Source organism: Bradyrhizobium sp. CCBAU 51627, assembly GCF_028128765.1.
Lineage (GTDB): Bacteria > Pseudomonadota > Alphaproteobacteria > Rhizobiales > Xanthobacteraceae > Bradyrhizobium.
In genome coordinates, this window is the sequence record NZ_LBJG01000027.1 from 186,727 (window position 1) to 200,898 (window position 14,172).

12 protein-coding genes and 1 tRNA gene are annotated in these 14,172 nt (G+C 64.2%); 7 read left to right on the forward strand and 6 right to left on the reverse strand.

From position 1 onward, the window contains the following. Window positions 1-23: 23 nt before the first annotated feature. Entirely contained in the window at window positions 24-1,661 is a 1,638-nt protein-coding gene (locus XH88_RS24355; RefSeq protein ID WP_271670796.1) for a benzoate-CoA ligase family protein, read from the reverse strand. Between the two features lie 15 nt (window positions 1,662-1,676). Continuing rightward, complete coding sequence (locus XH88_RS24360; protein WP_271670797.1) at window positions 1,677-2,825, reverse strand: FAD-dependent monooxygenase; 1,149 nt, start codon at window positions 2,823-2,825, stop codon at window positions 1,677-1,679. A gap of 167 nt (window positions 2,826-2,992) precedes the next feature. Here XH88_RS24360 and XH88_RS24365 point away from each other — a divergent pair, with 167 nt between their 5' ends. Both XH88_RS24365 and XH88_RS24370 read left to right on the forward strand, forming a co-directional pair. Continuing rightward, complete coding sequence (locus tag XH88_RS24365) at window positions 2,993-3,391, forward strand: acyl-CoA thioesterase (protein WP_271670798.1); 399 nt, start codon at window positions 2,993-2,995, stop codon at window positions 3,389-3,391. Continuing rightward, on the forward strand, window positions 3,388-4,236 hold the full coding sequence (locus XH88_RS24370; protein ID WP_271670799.1) for an IclR family transcriptional regulator: 849 nt from the start codon (window positions 3,388-3,390) through the stop codon (window positions 4,234-4,236). Before XH88_RS24365 ends, XH88_RS24370 begins: the two co-directional genes overlap by 4 nt. Before the next feature lie 31 nt (window positions 4,237-4,267). Here XH88_RS24370 and XH88_RS24375 read toward each other — a convergent pair. Together XH88_RS24375 and XH88_RS24380 are read right to left on the reverse strand one after the other, a co-directional pair. Further along, window positions 4,268-4,341, reverse strand: a tRNA-Gly gene (locus XH88_RS24375). 349 nt (window positions 4,342-4,690) lie between these two features. Beyond that, a complete protein-coding gene (locus XH88_RS24380) occupies window positions 4,691-7,090 on the reverse strand; it encodes an ATP-binding protein (RefSeq protein WP_271670800.1) in 2,400 nt (799 codons plus the stop codon). Between the two features lie 331 nt (window positions 7,091-7,421). Here XH88_RS24380 and XH88_RS24385 point away from each other — a divergent pair, with 331 nt between their 5' ends. Then, the gene (locus XH88_RS24385; protein WP_271670801.1) at window positions 7,422-8,135 is read left to right on the forward strand and encodes a substrate-binding periplasmic protein; all 714 of its coding nucleotides are present in this window, start codon (window positions 7,422-7,424) and stop codon (window positions 8,133-8,135) included. A gap of 10 nt (window positions 8,136-8,145) precedes the next feature. Here the strand turns inward: XH88_RS24385 and XH88_RS24390 are convergent, their stop codons facing one another. Next, a complete protein-coding gene (locus XH88_RS24390) occupies window positions 8,146-8,331 on the reverse strand; it encodes a hypothetical protein (RefSeq protein ID WP_271670802.1) in 186 nt (61 codons plus the stop codon). Window positions 8,332-8,534: 203 nt separating this feature from the next. Between XH88_RS24390 and XH88_RS24395 the strand changes: the two genes are divergently transcribed. Further along, a complete protein-coding gene (locus XH88_RS24395) occupies window positions 8,535-8,921 on the forward strand; it encodes a YciI family protein (protein WP_271670803.1) in 387 nt (128 codons plus the stop codon). Between the two features lie 9 nt (window positions 8,922-8,930). Here the strand turns inward: XH88_RS24395 and XH88_RS24400 are convergent, their stop codons facing one another. Further along, complete coding sequence (locus tag XH88_RS24400) at window positions 8,931-9,533, reverse strand: TMEM175 family protein (protein ID WP_271670804.1); 603 nt, start codon at window positions 9,531-9,533, stop codon at window positions 8,931-8,933. A 126-nt stretch (window positions 9,534-9,659) separates the two neighbouring features. On the opposite strand from XH88_RS24400, the gene XH88_RS24405 reads away from it, so the two are divergent. The 3 genes from XH88_RS24405 to XH88_RS24415 all read left to right on the forward strand — a co-directional run bounded on the left by XH88_RS24405 (window position 9,660) and on the right by XH88_RS24415 (window position 13,882). After that, window positions 9,660-11,717, forward strand: a complete 2,058-nt coding sequence (locus XH88_RS24405; protein ID WP_271670805.1) for an ATP-dependent helicase — start codon at window positions 9,660-9,662, stop codon at window positions 11,715-11,717. Window positions 11,718-11,772: 55 nt separating this feature from the next. Then, window positions 11,773-12,753, forward strand: coding sequence for an NADPH:quinone oxidoreductase family protein (locus XH88_RS24410; protein WP_271670806.1), 981 nt, complete (start codon window positions 11,773-11,775; stop codon window positions 12,751-12,753). Window positions 12,754-12,850: 97 nt separating this feature from the next. Next, window positions 12,851-13,882, forward strand: coding sequence for an LLM class flavin-dependent oxidoreductase (locus XH88_RS24415; protein ID WP_271670807.1), 1,032 nt, complete (start codon window positions 12,851-12,853; stop codon window positions 13,880-13,882). Window positions 13,883-14,172: the final 290 nt, after the last annotated feature.

Here is a 14,172-nt window from a genome sequence, read left to right on the forward strand (position 1 = left end):
CTTGGGAGAAGGCGGCTGGGCGTTCAGGCCACCAACGGTGCGCTACGCAGCTGTTGTCGGTCGATCTTGCCCGTGCCCGTTTTCGGCAGGTCGGACCGGTATTCGATCAGGCGTGGATATTTGTAGGGAAGGAGCTTCGACTTGACGTGGTCCTGCAGTTCCCGCGTCAGCACGTCGCTCGCAGCATGACCGTCCCGAAGGATCACGAAGGCTTTCGTGGTCATGCGGCGATCGGGAAGCTCGAGACCAAGGACCGCGCATTCGCGCACCGCCGGATGGTCGGACAGGCAGAGCTCGATCTCGACCGGGTAGATCCACTGGCCGCTCACCTTGATGAGATCGTCGACGCGGCCGACGAAGGTGAAGAAGCCGTCGGCATCCTCAACCAGCCGGTCGCCGGTCCAGATCCATCCCTCCTCGCGCATGGTCTGCTCGGTCTTGTCGGTCCTGTTCCAGTAGCACGGCGCATTGGAGTGACCGCGGACCCACATCACGCCTTCCTCGCCTTGCGTGACGGGATTCCCTTCGGGCGTGGTTAGTCGGATCTCATAGCCCGGCACGCGCTTGCCGGCGGTTCCGGTCTTCTTCTGCTCGCGCGTGTTCGACAGATAGATGTGCAGCACCTCGGTCGATCCGAGCCCTTCGACGATCTCGAGCCCGAAGCGCCGCTTCCAGTCGTTGAAAATGTCCTGCGACAGCACTTCGGCGGCCGACAGGCAGAGACGCACACTCGACAGGTCGGCAGTTTCGATGCGTGGATGATGCAGCAGCGCGTTGTAGAGCGTCGGCAGGCCGAAAAAGAGCGTCGGCTTGAACCGTTCGATCATGTCCAGAACGCCCACCGGCTCGGGTCGCCCGGCGAGCAGCACCGTGCTGGCGCCGACTGAGAACGGGAACGTGATCGAATTGCCGAAACCATAGGCGAAGAAAATCTTCGGCACGGAGAAACAGATGTCGCGCTCGGTGATGCCGAGGATGTGACGGCCGAAACTGTCGGCCGTGTAAGCCATGTCGTGCTGGAGATGCACGATGCCCTTCGGCCGGCCGGTGCTGCCGGAGGAGTACATCCAGAACGCCATGTCATCGCGGGACGTCGGCGCGGCATCCAGCTCGGCAGGAAATTGGGAAAACCATCGGTCGCCATCGATAACCTTGACCGGGGGCTCGCCCGCGACCTCGCCGTTGAGCACCACCAGGGTATGCAGCTGCGTTGGCCCGACCGTTTCCCGGTCAAAAAGATCGGCATATTCGGCATCGATGACGGCCACCGGCGCGGCCGAATCCTGCAGGTAGAAGCCGATGAGGTCCTTGGGTGACAGCGTGTTGATCAGCATTGGCACGAAGCCGGCACGGACCGCACCGAAGAACACCGCAGGATAGGACGCCGTATCGTTCAGCAGGAGGAGCACGCGGTCGCCACGGCGCAGCCCGAGCGATGCAAGCGCGTTGCCACATTGGGCGGCCCTGGCGCACAACTCGCCATAGCTGGTGTTGCCGGTCGCGGTGTAGATCGCAACCTTGTCGGCGCGGCCCGCGCCGAGATTGTCGAACAGGATCTCGCTGGCGTTGTAGCGCGTGGCGATCTCGAAGCCGATCTCGTGCGCGCAGGGCGCATCGTCGGGCACGTGATCCACGATCGCGTGGTCGATTCCGTCCGTCATGGGAGCGCTCCTCAACTAGATGCTGGAGACCAGGGAATGCGCGTCGTAGCGCGCCATGAAGCGCGGCGACATCGCGCGGAGCTGACTGTCGTCGATCCGGCCGGAACGGGTGATGTAGCTGTAGCCGAAATCCAGCGGAACCAGAGTCATGTGGTCGGCAAAGCGCTCATACCAGGCTGCGCTGGTCCTTGCGGCCTTGACCAGCTTCTCCACCACCGGGCGGCGCACGGCCTCGTAGCTCTCCAGCGCACGGCGGAGATTGCCGGGCTCAGCGTCCAACGCATTGACGAGGGCAATGACATCCTCGAGGGCAAGGCGCGTGCCTGATCCGATCGAGAAATGCGCGGTGTGGAGCGCATCGCCGACGAGAACCATGTTGCGATGTGACCAGCGGTCGTTCCACAGCCAGGGAAAATTGCGCCAAACCGACTTGTTGTTGACGAGCGGGTGCCCGTCGAGCGTGTCGGCAAACACCTTCTCGCAAAGCGCCCTGCTCTCTTCCTCCGTCTTCTCCGCAAAGCCGGCGCGCAGCCAGGTGGCCCGATCGCACTCGACGATGAACGTGCTCATGCCCGGAGAGTAGCGATAGTGATGGGCGTTGAAGCAGCCGAATTCAGTTTCGACGAAGGTCTGGGTCAGGGTCTCGAAGCGCTTGGTGGTGCCGTACCAGGCGAACTTGTTGTCGTCATAGGACAGGGAGGTCTTGAAATCGCCTTCATAGCTCCGTCGCACCAGCGAGTTCACACCGTCGGCGGCGACGATCAAATCGTATCCCGCGAGCTCGTCAACGGAGCGCACGAGCTTCCCGAACTGCAGATTCGCGCCGGCGGATCGTGCACGCCCGGTCAATTGCGTGATGAAATCGAGCCGCCCGACCGCGGAGAATCCGACGCCGTCGAGCACGACGCGTTCGCCGCGATGAACGAGCGTGATGTCGCGCCACGTCTCCATGCGGGCCGAGACGGCTTGCTCGGTTTCCGGATCGTCGGCGCGAAGGAAGTCGAGCGCCTTGTCGGAGAAGACGACGCCAAAGCCCCAGGTCGCGCCTTCGGGATTCTGCTCGAAGACATCGATATGGGCCTCGGGATGCCGACGCTTCCAGAGGGCTGCGAAATACAGGCCCGCAGGCCCGCCCCCCATCACTGCAATGCGACTGAGCCGCATGAGCTTCCCTTCCCTGTTGCTTTTGGTCGCTGTTCTTATTGCGTATTATGCAATCAATTTCGTAATACGCAAGATATTTCTTGCGCTATAGGGAAATATTTTCCGTATATGGAAATAGCGACCGCTATCAGACTTATGGCCGACGTTGAGCTGAAGGAGGAATTCGGATGTTTGAGACAGCTTTCACGATCGAATGGGGCGATTGCGACGAAGCCGGAATCGTCTTTTATCCCAATTACTTCTATTGGTTTGACTGCACCTATCAGCGCTGGCTGCGGACGCATGGGTTGAGTCAACGGGAACTCAAGCGCCGCTTTAGAAGCGTCACACCGCTGGTCAATGTCGGCGCCCAGTTTGTCGGGCCGGCGCGCTATGACGATGAGCTGGTGATCCGCGCAGTGGTCGCCGAGTGGCAAGAGCGACGGTTTCGAATCGACTACAAGCTGTCGGTCGGGAACGTGCAGATTGCCAGCGGCTTCGAGCAGCGCGCCTGGGCAGCGGTGACGGACACAGGCGAACTCCGCGGCGCGAGCGTGCCGCAAGAGTTCAGGGACATGTTGAGATGAAACGAACGCGGGCGAAAGAGACTGATGACGAGAGCGGCGGGACAGCCCCCGGCGGCATCCAGGCTCTCGACGCTGCACTCTCTGTCCTGCGAGTCCTCCGATCCTTTGATGGGCCGGCGACGCTGTCGGATATCGCGCGCGAAGCCGGCATGCCGCCGAGCAAAGTCCATCGCTACCTGGCAAGCTTCATTCATGCAGGCCTTGCCGTACAGAAGGAGCGTTCCGGCCGCTACGACCTCGGCCGCGAAGCAGCTGAGCTAGGGGTCGCGGCCATCAGCCGGAACAACTTCGTCGTCCGTGCCTCCGACGAGCTCGAGGAATTGGCCACGGTGACCGGGCAGGCCGCACTGCTTGCCGTCTGGAGCCACAATGGCCCAACCGTCGTCCGATTGGAGAGAGGGCCGCATCTGACGACCACGTCGATCGGTCTCGGCAGTACGTTTCCCTTGCTGGATTCCGCGACCGGACGCGTCTTCCTGTCCTATCTGCCGTCGCCGCAGCTGGCCGTGCGGCTGCAAAACGAACTCGAACGCGCCGCTTCAGCCGGCGTGAGCTGGCCGGATCTCAATCCCGATCTGGCAAGTGTCGAGGCCGTGACGATGAAAGTCAGGCGGGAGCGTGTTGCGTATGTTGACGGACGTTACATTCCCGGGCTGGTCGCAATTTCGTCAGCGATCACGAACTGGCAGGGCGAGATCGAAGTCGCCGCGACCTTGTTCGGCACGCACAAGGATTTGCTGCAGCCCGAAAGTCCCGCGCGAAGTGCCTTGATCGATTTCGCCTCCCGCCATTCGATCGCCCCACCGGCTCAGTTGGGCAAGCCGCGCGGCGCACAAGTGCGCTAGCTGGCACGAGGGCCTGACGGCATACAACCCTTGGAGCGGGTGAAGGGAATCGAACCCTCGTATTCAGCTTGGAAGGCTGCTGCTCTACCATTGAGCTACACCCGCGACAGGGGCTCCCTAACACGGTCGGGCGGCGGTCTCAACTGCCCCTGGGACCGCTTTTGCCGGCTTTCCGGCCCTTGCACACAGTCCAGTTCCGCGCTGTCCCCGCCGGCCCTTAACAGCGGCAGCGTTGCGCCCTATATTCAGCATCCCGAAACCAACGAAAGGAGGTGATCCAGTGTCTTATCTCAAGCGCTGTCACCTCGCTGGGATCGCCCGCTAAGCTCTCGTCAAGGCTTGGCATCGGGGCGCTTCCAGCCCTGGACCAGCGAGCAAGAAATCGGGCGCGACGGGGTTCTCCCGCCGCGCCTTTTCTTTGCTCTGATCGCTTCCCCGCCGGATGGGGCCCGGCTCAGGGCCCTTCGCCCGCGAGCATCTCTCGGATCTTCTGCGACAGGTCCGCCTTCCTGTACGGCTTCCGAAGCAGCGCGACGCCAGGATCGAGATGTCCCTCGTGGACGAGGGTATTGTCGGTATAGCCGGAGGTGTAGAGCACCCGCACGCCCGGTCGGCGGAGCCGGACCGCCTCGGCCAATTCCCGCCCGTTCATGCCGCCGGGCATGATGATGTCGGTGAACAGGAGATCGAAGCTCGCGCCCTGGTCGACCAGCGCGAGCGCGGCTGCGCCATCGCCGGCGGTGAGCGTGCGATAGCCGAGGCTGCCGAGTTGGGCGATGACGTAGCCCTGCACCAGCGGATCGTCCTCGACCACGAGGATGGTCTCGTGTCCGCGCGCCGGTGCTGGCGCCTCAACCGGCCCGGACCTGGCTCCCGCCCCACCCGCCGATCGCGGCAAGAACAACCGTACCACCGTGCCGCGGCCCTCCTCGCTCTCGATCGCGACGGTGCCGCCGGTCTGCTTGACAAAACCGTAAACCATGCTCAGGCCGAGCCCGGTGCCGCGGCCGACCCCCTTGGTGGTGAAGAACGGCTCGAACACGCGGTCGCGAATGTCGGCCGGAATACCATGGCCGGTGTCGGCCACGGCGACCATGACAAAGGAGCCGGCATCGCCGTCGCCTTCGCCGGCACCGTCGACCTGCCGGTTTGCGGTCTCGAGCGTGAGCCTGCCGCCACCGGGCATCGCATCGCGCGCATTGACGGCGAGATTGACGATCGCCGACGAAAGCTGCGACGGATCGGCCATCGCCGGCCACGTATCGTCGGCAAGCCGTGTCACGATCTCGACGTGCTCGCCGAGGATCGGCCGCAACAGCTTCGCCGTCTCGACCACGAGACCATTGACGTCGATCTCGCGCGGTTCCAGCGGCTGGCGCCGCGCGAAGGTGAGCAGCTGCGACGTGATCTCGGCGCCGCGCGAGGCCGCATCATCGATGAGCTGGGCGATCGCTGCGAGCTCGGGCTTGTCCGCAAGCTCCTCCTGGATGATCTCGATGGTTCCGGTGATGACGGTCAGCACATTGTTGAAGTCGTGCGCGACGCCGCCGGTGAGCTGGCCGATCGCGTCCATCTTTTGGGACTGGCGAAGCCGCTCCTCGGTCTCGTGCTGCGCGGTAAGATCCGTGGCCGAGCCGCGATAGCCCATGAAACGGCCGTCGTCGGCGAACACCGGCTGACCGTTGACGCTGAAGCAATGCAGGTGCCCGGCTGCATCGCGGCCGCGATACTCGAATTTCCGGAACGGCTCGTGGCGATCGAGCGTCGCCATGTGGTCGTGCCATTTCTGCACTTCCGCGTCGTGATCGAACGCCGCGTCCGGACGCCGCTTGCCGATCAGCGCCTCAGGGTTCATGCCGAAAGCGCCGGCCCGGTCCGATATGTAGGTGAAAACATGATCTGGCCCGGTTTCCCAGAACCAGTCGGATGCGGTCTCGGCATAGTCGCGAAAGCGCTGCTCGCTCGCACGCGCATCCTCTTCGGCACGACGGCGGATCTTCAGATCGCGTTCGAGATTCGCATTGGCCTCGCGCAGCTCGCCATAGGCGCGACCGAGGTTGACGCACATGGCGTTGAATGCGTCGACCACCTTGTCCAGCTCGTCGGCGTCGTGAAACGCCCGTCGCTCCAGATGCAAAGGCGGCGGCGGCCTCGCCAGGCTGTACTTGCTGACGAACTCTGCGATGGCGACCAGATGCCGCGTCACCAGAATGTGGAACATGTAGATGATGAACAGTGAGACGACGAACGTCTTTGCCGCCTGGCTTGCCAGGATGACCAGGGCCCGGTGCAGCAATTGCTGATACACATCACTCAGCGTCGCCTCGACGTGGAGCACGCCGATGGTGTGCGCGCTCCCCTGCACGGCATAGGTCAGCGGATAGTCGCGCGTCACCACCGAGCGGCTCTTTCGCTCGCCGACGGCGACACGGATGGGATTGGGGCGATCGGCAATCTCGCGAACCTCGGCGGCCCGGATATCGGGCAGCCGCAGGATGCCGTCGAGCTGGAGCTCGAGCTGGTTCTGGTCGAGATTCCACAGACTCTCGCCGAGGCTCGCGGTGGTGCTGCGGCCGACCTCCTCGAGCCGCGTCTCAATCACTCCGACTTCGCGTTCGTAGTCCAGATAGAGCTGGAGCGCGGTCAGTGTCAGCGTCACGACTGAGGAGAACAGCAGTACGGCGGCAAGCAGGCGGGGCCCGATGCCGCTGCGCGACCAGTTGAAAATCCGCGACAGCGGCGCCACGAGCATCGGCGACGCGAACGCGGCTGCGCCGCCGCTCAAATCCTGCTTCGCAGCCATCGGCGCAGCAGCGCGGCCGCGATCGGGATTCTTGTCACCTGCGTTGCCCATGCATCCCGCCCTCGAATACGGCGACACCCTCTCCGGCCTGCCGGTCGCAGCCACGCGCAATTCGACGGTTTTGATACCCCCTCAGCACGCGATGCGCGCGGCAATCCTGTCGGCCCTTGGGCGATCTGAGGTCGGTGGGGTCATATCTTGCGCCCAGCAGCAGGATTTCCGCGCAAACTACCACCCTCCGTGCTAGAATGACATCGGTGAAAATCCGGAGTCGCCTGCATGGCAGGCGACCGTCAGGTTTTTGACCGGCGTGAGTGCCATCTTCGGTGGATCGTGCGGACGCAGGAAGCTAGTGGTAGCAAGCGCCGAGCTGAGGGGCACCATGTGGCGGATACTCGTCATTTGCCTGTCGCTGTTCACAGCAGGCTCGTCCGCCGCGCAGTCGGTCATCCGGCTGGCGCGGATCGCCGACATCCCGGATCAATATGTCGGCGGCGAGATGCTGCGGGCCGTCTACGCCAAGCTGAACATCAAGCTTGAATTTGAGGACGTTCCCGGCAAGCGGGCGCTGGCGCTGTCCAGCGCTGGCGAGGTCGACGGCGAAATCCAGCGGATCGGAACGCTGTCGCGCGACTATCCGACGCTGCTCCAGGTCACGCCGGCGATCAACTACATCGAACCCGCCGTGTTCACGACCAAGCTCCATTTCGAGGTGGACGGCTGGAATTCGATCAGGAATTACAGCATCGGTATCGTCCGCGGCGTCGGCTCGTCGGAAGCCGGCACGCGCGGCATGGACCGCGTCACGGCGACCACGAGCCTCGAGAACATGATCAGGATGCTCGACGCCGATCGTTTCGACGTGATGGTCACCGACCTCTTCAGCGGACTGGCCGCGGTCCGCAAGCTCAATCTGCAGACCAGGATCTATCCGCTCTCCCCGCCGCTCGAGCGCATCCGCATCTACCATTATCTGCACGAGCGCCACCGCGATCTCGTGCCGAGGGTTGGACAGGTGATCGAGCAGATGGAGGCGAGCGGCGAATTGGCGGCGCTACGCGAGGCGCTCGTCAAGCAGGTCCTGAGCGCGCAGTGAGAACGCCGGCTCAGAGACCGAGGATGGCGAGCAGCGAGGGACGCTTGCCGCTGCGGCTTTCGACGATGCGCTCGCCGCCACTCTCGACGGAGCTGCCGTAATAGCGGTGATGGCCTGCCTGATCGCGCAGATCGGCAGGCTCCGACCTCCCTGCCCGCCGTGCATCGCAAATGATCTTGATGGTATGACCCGACATTGCCGCCTCCGATGAGCTTCGACCGCTCTGTGGCCATCAGTCGCCGTGTCTCCGGGCGGCGTTCATCGCCGAAGGCGGCAATCGGGTTTCAGGATGGTTTCGCCGCGGTCGCCAAGACGCAATAATCTGGTATCGGGATTGTCGGGAACGGCGGCGATCATACGTCCTTCGAGCGGCGCGCCCAAAAACGAAGCGAGGTGAAGATGCTCTACGCGATCCTGGCCTACCATGTGGAAGACGAGCTTCTGGCGTGGACGCCGCAGGAGGACGCCGCCGTCGTGGCCAAGGTCATCGAGGTGCAGGCGCCCCTGAGGGCAAGCGGACATTTGGGGCCGGCCGCCCGCCTGGATAACACGCGAAAGGCCCGCACCTTGCGTGGCCCCGGCGCCGGCATCGTGCTGGACGGCCCGTTTGCGGAGACCAAGGAACAGCTTCTGGGCTTCCATCTCGTCGAATACGACACCGATGAAGAGGCGATCGCCGCGGCGCGGAAGCTGCGCGCGGTCAATCCGAGCGCCGTTTACGAAATCCGCCCGGTCAAGCTTTACGTGCCCGCCGATGGGTTCGGCGCGACGGCAGCAGGCAAATGAGCACCAAGCCTACACATCCGGTTCGTCCTGTGGCCCATAGAAGCGCCGGATCAGCAGCCCGCCGAAGGCAATGAACCACAGGAACGGCGCGACCTCAGGCGCAAACGCCGCAACGATCGTGCCGGGGACGAACACCAGCAGCGGAAACAATGAGGCCAGCGTCTCACGCCGCCAGCCGCCCAATATGGTCCACCAGAGCCAGGCATTGAGGCCAGCAATCGCCGAGAGGTGCAGACCGTAGAGCACGGCAACGGCGCTGCTCATGGTATAATTGGTGTAGAGGCCGTTGGTCACCGGCAACAGCACGATCGAGAGCAGGAAAAGCAGATTGAGGATCACGACCCCGCGGCTCCCCACGGGCTGACGCGCCAGCCGCCGGTGATGGCTGATCCAGAACAGACCGGCGATGATGAAGCTGAGCGCAAAGCCCGCGAGCTTGCCGGAATAGACCTTGGCAAGGTCGCTCCAGTCGGGCGCGCTGGCGAACACCGCGGCCTTGGGCAGGTCGTAGGCCAGAAGCGTCATGGCGACACCAAAAATGGTGTTGCTGAGCGATTCCAGCCGCCGCATCTCGAATTGTTCGGGCTTCGGTTCGGGCTTGGGCTCAATCATGCCGGTGCGCTTTTCGGGGCTGGAACTTTGGGCCGCCTTTTCCCTAGGTGTTATCAGCAGTTCCGTCCAGCCGCATTGCGATTCGTGAGCGGATCGCCGATTCTCAGTCTTTCACCGGGGCGATTCGTGACAACCTATCTGGACACGCTCAATGCGGAGCAGCGCCGCGCCGTCGAGCATGGCGTGGCCGACGGCGCGACCGTGGGCGCCCCCCTGCTCGTCATTGCGGGTGCGGGCTCCGGCAAGACCAATACGCTGGCGCATCGCGTCGCGCACCTGATCGTCGCGGGCGCGGATCCGCGTCGCATCCTGCTCATGACCTTTTCGCGCCGCGCCGCCGCCGAGATGGCGGGCCGGGTCGAGCGCATCGCCCGCAAGGTGCTGGGCGAGAACAATGCCGCGATCATGCGCGATGCGCTGACCTGGGCCGGCACGTTCCACGGCATCGGCGCGCGGCTGCTTCGCGAATATGCCGAGCGGATCGGCGTCGATCCCGCCTTCACCATCCACGACCGCGAGGATTCCGCCGACCTGATGAACCTGGTGCGGCACGAGCGCGGCCTGTCGAAGACCGAGAGCCGCTTTCCGGCCAAGGGCACGTGCCTTTCGATCTATTCCCGATGCGTCAACGCCGAGATGGAGATCGAGAAGGTGCTCGGCCAGCATTATCCCTGGTGCAGCGGCTGGGCCGCCGAGCTGAAGGGCCTGTTCGCCGCTTACGTCGAGGCCAAGCAGGCCCAGCAGGTGCTCGATTACGACGACCTCCTGCTGTACTGGTCGCAGATGATGAGCGACGCGCTGATCGCCGAGGAGATCGGCGGCCGCTTCGACCATGTGCTGGTCGATGAATATCAGGACACCAACCGCCTGCAATCCTCGATCCTTCTGGCGCTGAAGCCCGACGGGCATGGGCTCACCGTCGTCGGCGACGATGCGCAGTCGATCTACTCGTTCCGCGCCGCCACCGTCCGCAACATCCTGGATTTTCCGCAGAGCTTCTCGCCGCGCGCCGAGATGATCACGCTCGATCGCAATTACCGATCGACGCAAACGGTGCTGGCGGCGGCCAATGGCGTCATCGGCCTCGCGCGCGAGCGCTTCACCAAAAACCTCTGGACCGACCGCACCGCCGGACAGAAGCCGCAACTCGTCACCGTGCACGACGAGGCCGACCAGGCGCGCTACATCGTCGAGGAAGTGCTGGCGAACCGGGAGCAAGGGGCGCTGCTCAAGCACCAGGCGGTGCTGTTCCGGACCTCCTCGCACTCCGGCCCGCTCGAAATCGAGCTGACCCGCCGCAACATTCCGTTCGTCAAGTTTGGCGGGCTGAAATTTCTCGACGCCGCGCACGTGAAGGACGTGCTGGCGTTGCTCCGCTTTGCCGAAAATCCGCGCGACCGCGTCGCCGGCTTCCGCATCCTGCATCTGTTGCCCGGCATCGGCCCCGCGACAGCGCAGCGCGTGCTCGACCAGATGGCGGAGAGCACCGATCCGTTTGCCGCACTCGGCCGGCTGCCGGTGCCGGCGCGCACCGGTGCGGACTGGACGGACTTCGTGCGCATCATCGAGAACCTGCGCTATTCGGAATGGCCCGTCGATCTCGAGCGCGTGCGGCTCTGGTACGAGCCGCATCTCGATCGGCTGCACGAGGATTCCGAGACGCGCCGCGCCGACCTGATGCAGCTCGAGCAGATCGCGAGCGGCTATGCCTCGCGCGAGAAATTCCTGACCGAGCTCACGCTCGACCCGCCGGATGCGACCAGCGACAAGTCGGGTCCACCGCTCCGCGACGAGGATTATCTGATCCTCTCCACCATCCACTCGGCCAAGGGCCAGGAGTGGAAGTCGGTGTTCGTGCTCAACGTCGTCGACGGCTGCATGCCCTCCGACCTCGGCGCCGGCACCAGCGCCGAAATCGAGGAGGAGCGCCGCCTGCTCTATGTCGCGATGACGCGCGCCAAAGACGATCTTCATCTCGTCGTTCCGCAGCGCTTCTTCGTCCACGGCCAGGCCGCCAAGGGTGACCGCCACGTCTACGCCTCGCGCACCCGCTTCATCCCGGAGCAGCTGGTCTATCTGTTCGAGCGCACCGCCTGGCCGAAGGCCGCCGCCGGCGCCGCCCGAACCGCGGCGCAGGGGCCGAAGATCGACATTGGGGCCAAGATGCGAGGGATGTGGCGATAGACGCAAGAGTCCGGCCGCGGGACCTGTCAGGATATCAGGAAACCAGAGGTCCGAGATGAAAGCCGTCGTCGTCGAGCAATATGCCCCTGTCGATCAGATCCAGCTGAAGGACGTTCCGGCTCCGCGTCTGGAGCCCGGACAATTGCGCATTCGGGTGGAAGCGGCGGGCATCGGCTTTGTCGACGGTTTGAAGGTCGAGGGGCGCTATCAGACCAAAGATCCCCTGCCCTTCATTCCCGGGACCGAATTCGCAGGCGTCGTGGCCGAAGCGCCCGGCAGGCCGGGCGGCTATCAACCCGGCATGCGCGTGATGGGCATGACGCGGTCGGGTGCGCTTGCCGAGGAGATCGTCGTCGACCCTGAGGCGGTCTATGCCTTGCCGGACGGTGTCACGGCGGAGGTTGCCGCCTCGTTTCGCGCCAACTATCTGACGGCGCTCTACGCGCTGAGTGCGCGCGCCACGCTGGCCGCAGGCGAGCAGCTTCTGGTGCTGGGTGCGGCCGGCGGCACCGGAATTGCGGCCGTCCAGATCGGCAAGCTGCTCGGCGCTCGCGTCATCGCAGCGGCCTCGACACCGGAGAAGCGCGAGTTCGCGCGCGGACAGGGCGCCGACGCTGTGATCGACTATACGCAAGCGGACTGGCGCGACACTCTCAAGGAGCTGGCGCACGGACACGGCGCGGACGTCATCTTCGATCCCGTCGGCGGCGAAATCTCGGTGCAGGCCTTTCGCTCCATCGCCTGGCGCGGGCGCCATCTCGTGGTTGGTTTTGCCGCCGGCGCGATTCCCGCGCTGCCGTTCAATCTGCCGCTGCTGAAAGGCGGCGCTCTGCTCGGCGTCGACCTTGCGCAGATTCCGCTGCGCGAGCCCGACATGCAGAAGCGCCTGATCTCGCAGTTGACGGGCTGGCTTGCCGACGGGCAGCTGAAGCCCGTGGTCGGCCACGTCTTCGCGCTCGAGGATTTCCGCGAGGCGTTCAGGACGATGCAGACACGCTCTGCGCTTGGCAAGATGGTCGTGCGGATCGCACCATAGACCTCACAAACGGAAACCGAGCATTTCCGGAATGCCGCCTTGTCGCTTGGCCGCGGTCCATTAGATCTGGTCGATCCTCCCCACAGAGACTTGATCGATGACCGCACCGCTTCAATTCGGACTGGATACTTTTGGCGACGTCACCAAGGACGCCTCAGGCAGCATGCTTTCGCACGCGCAGGTGATCCGCAATGTCGTCGACGAAGCGGTGCTGGCGGACGAACTCGGCCTCGACTTCATCGGGCTCGGCGAGCATCACCGCACTGATTTTGCGATCTCCTCGCCCGAAACCGTGCTCGCGGCGATCGCGTCGCGCACCAGGCGCATTCATCTCGGCTCGGCCGTGACGGTGTTGAGCTCGGACGATCCCATTCGCGTATTCCAGCGCTTTGCGACGCTGGATGCGCTCTCAGGCGGCCGCGCCGAGGTGATCCTCGGCCGCGGCTCGTTCACGGAATCCTTTCCGCTGTTCGGCTTCGACCTGCGCAAGTATGAAGAGCTGTTCGAGGAAAAGCTCGACCTGTTCGCTGCATTGCTGTCGCAAGAGCCGGTGACCTGGCAGGGCAAGCTGCGTCCGCCGCTACGGGATCAGCTGGTCTATCCGCCCGTGGAGAACGGCGCGCTGAAGACCTGGATCGGCGTCGGCGGCAGCCCGCAATCGGTGGTGCGCGCTGCGCACTACGATCTGCCGCTGATGCTCGCGATCATCGGTGGCGATCCGGCGCGGTTTACGCCCTACGTCGATCTCTATCACCGCGCCTTCAAAGAGTTTGGCCGCCCCGCCCAGCCGATCGGCGTGCACTCGCCCGGCTATGTCGCCGAAACCGACGAGCAGGCGCGCGAGGAGCTGTGGCCCGATTACAAGGCGATGCGCGACCGCATCGGCCGCGAGCGCGGCTGGCCTCCGATGGGCCGCGATGAATTCGTCAGCGAGGCCGAGCACGGCTCGCTCTATGTCGGCTCGCCGGAAACGGTCGCACGCAAGATCGCCAAGACCGCGAAGGCGCTTGGGATTGCGCGGTTCCAGTTGAAGTATTCGGCAGGGCCCCTGCCGCACGAGAAGCTGATGCGAAGCATCGAGCTTTATGGGCGGAAGGTGGTGCCGATGGTGCGGGAGATGATGGGGTGATTCCGCGACAGTCCGCCTACGCCCTGCGGGCTACGGCGTGACAGCCTTCGCTCACTTCGCGCCTCTAATTTAGTTCCGAGGCTGGCTGGCCGAGCCGTAGCTCGCGAAGCGAGCGAAGGCTGGCGCTGCGAGCCACCCCCAGACATTTCGTGATAGAAAACTCGATCGCCGAAACGAAACCACGCCACTCAAGACAAGCACAATCAGACAGGCAGTGAGGAAGTACATTATCTAAGCCGCCCGGAGAACTACCAGTTGTCCCAAGCGATGGGATTGCGTTGGGGCGACGT

Bases quoted from the DNA above. Each gene is read 5' to 3' on its own strand.
- XH88_RS24385 (WP_271670801.1), top strand. From the start codon at position 7,422: ATGTGGCGGATACTCGTCATTTGCCTGTCGCTGTTCACAGCAGGCTCG.
- XH88_RS24415 (WP_271670807.1), top strand. From the start codon at position 12,851: ATGACCGCACCGCTTCAATTCGGACTGGATACTTTTGGCGACGTCACC.
- XH88_RS24380 (WP_271670800.1), bottom strand. From the start codon at position 7,090: ATGGGCAACGCAGGTGACAAGAATCCCGATCGCGGCCGCGCTGCTGCG.
- XH88_RS24360 (WP_271670797.1), bottom strand. From the start codon at position 2,825: ATGCGGCTCAGTCGCATTGCAGTGATGGGGGGCGGGCCTGCGGGCCTG.
- XH88_RS24355 (WP_271670796.1), bottom strand. From the start codon at position 1,661: ATGACGGACGGAATCGACCACGCGATCGTGGATCACGTGCCCGACGAT.
- XH88_RS24395 (WP_271670803.1), top strand. From the start codon at position 8,535: ATGCTCTACGCGATCCTGGCCTACCATGTGGAAGACGAGCTTCTGGCG.
- XH88_RS24390 (WP_271670802.1), bottom strand. From the start codon at position 8,331: ATGTCGGGTCATACCATCAAGATCATTTGCGATGCACGGCGGGCAGGG.
- XH88_RS24370 (WP_271670799.1), top strand. From the start codon at position 3,388: ATGAAACGAACGCGGGCGAAAGAGACTGATGACGAGAGCGGCGGGACA.
- XH88_RS24410 (WP_271670806.1), top strand. From the start codon at position 11,773: ATGAAAGCCGTCGTCGTCGAGCAATATGCCCCTGTCGATCAGATCCAG.
- XH88_RS24365 (WP_271670798.1), top strand. From the start codon at position 2,993: ATGTTTGAGACAGCTTTCACGATCGAATGGGGCGATTGCGACGAAGCC.
- XH88_RS24400 (WP_271670804.1), bottom strand. From the start codon at position 9,533: ATGATTGAGCCCAAGCCCGAACCGAAGCCCGAACAATTCGAGATGCGG.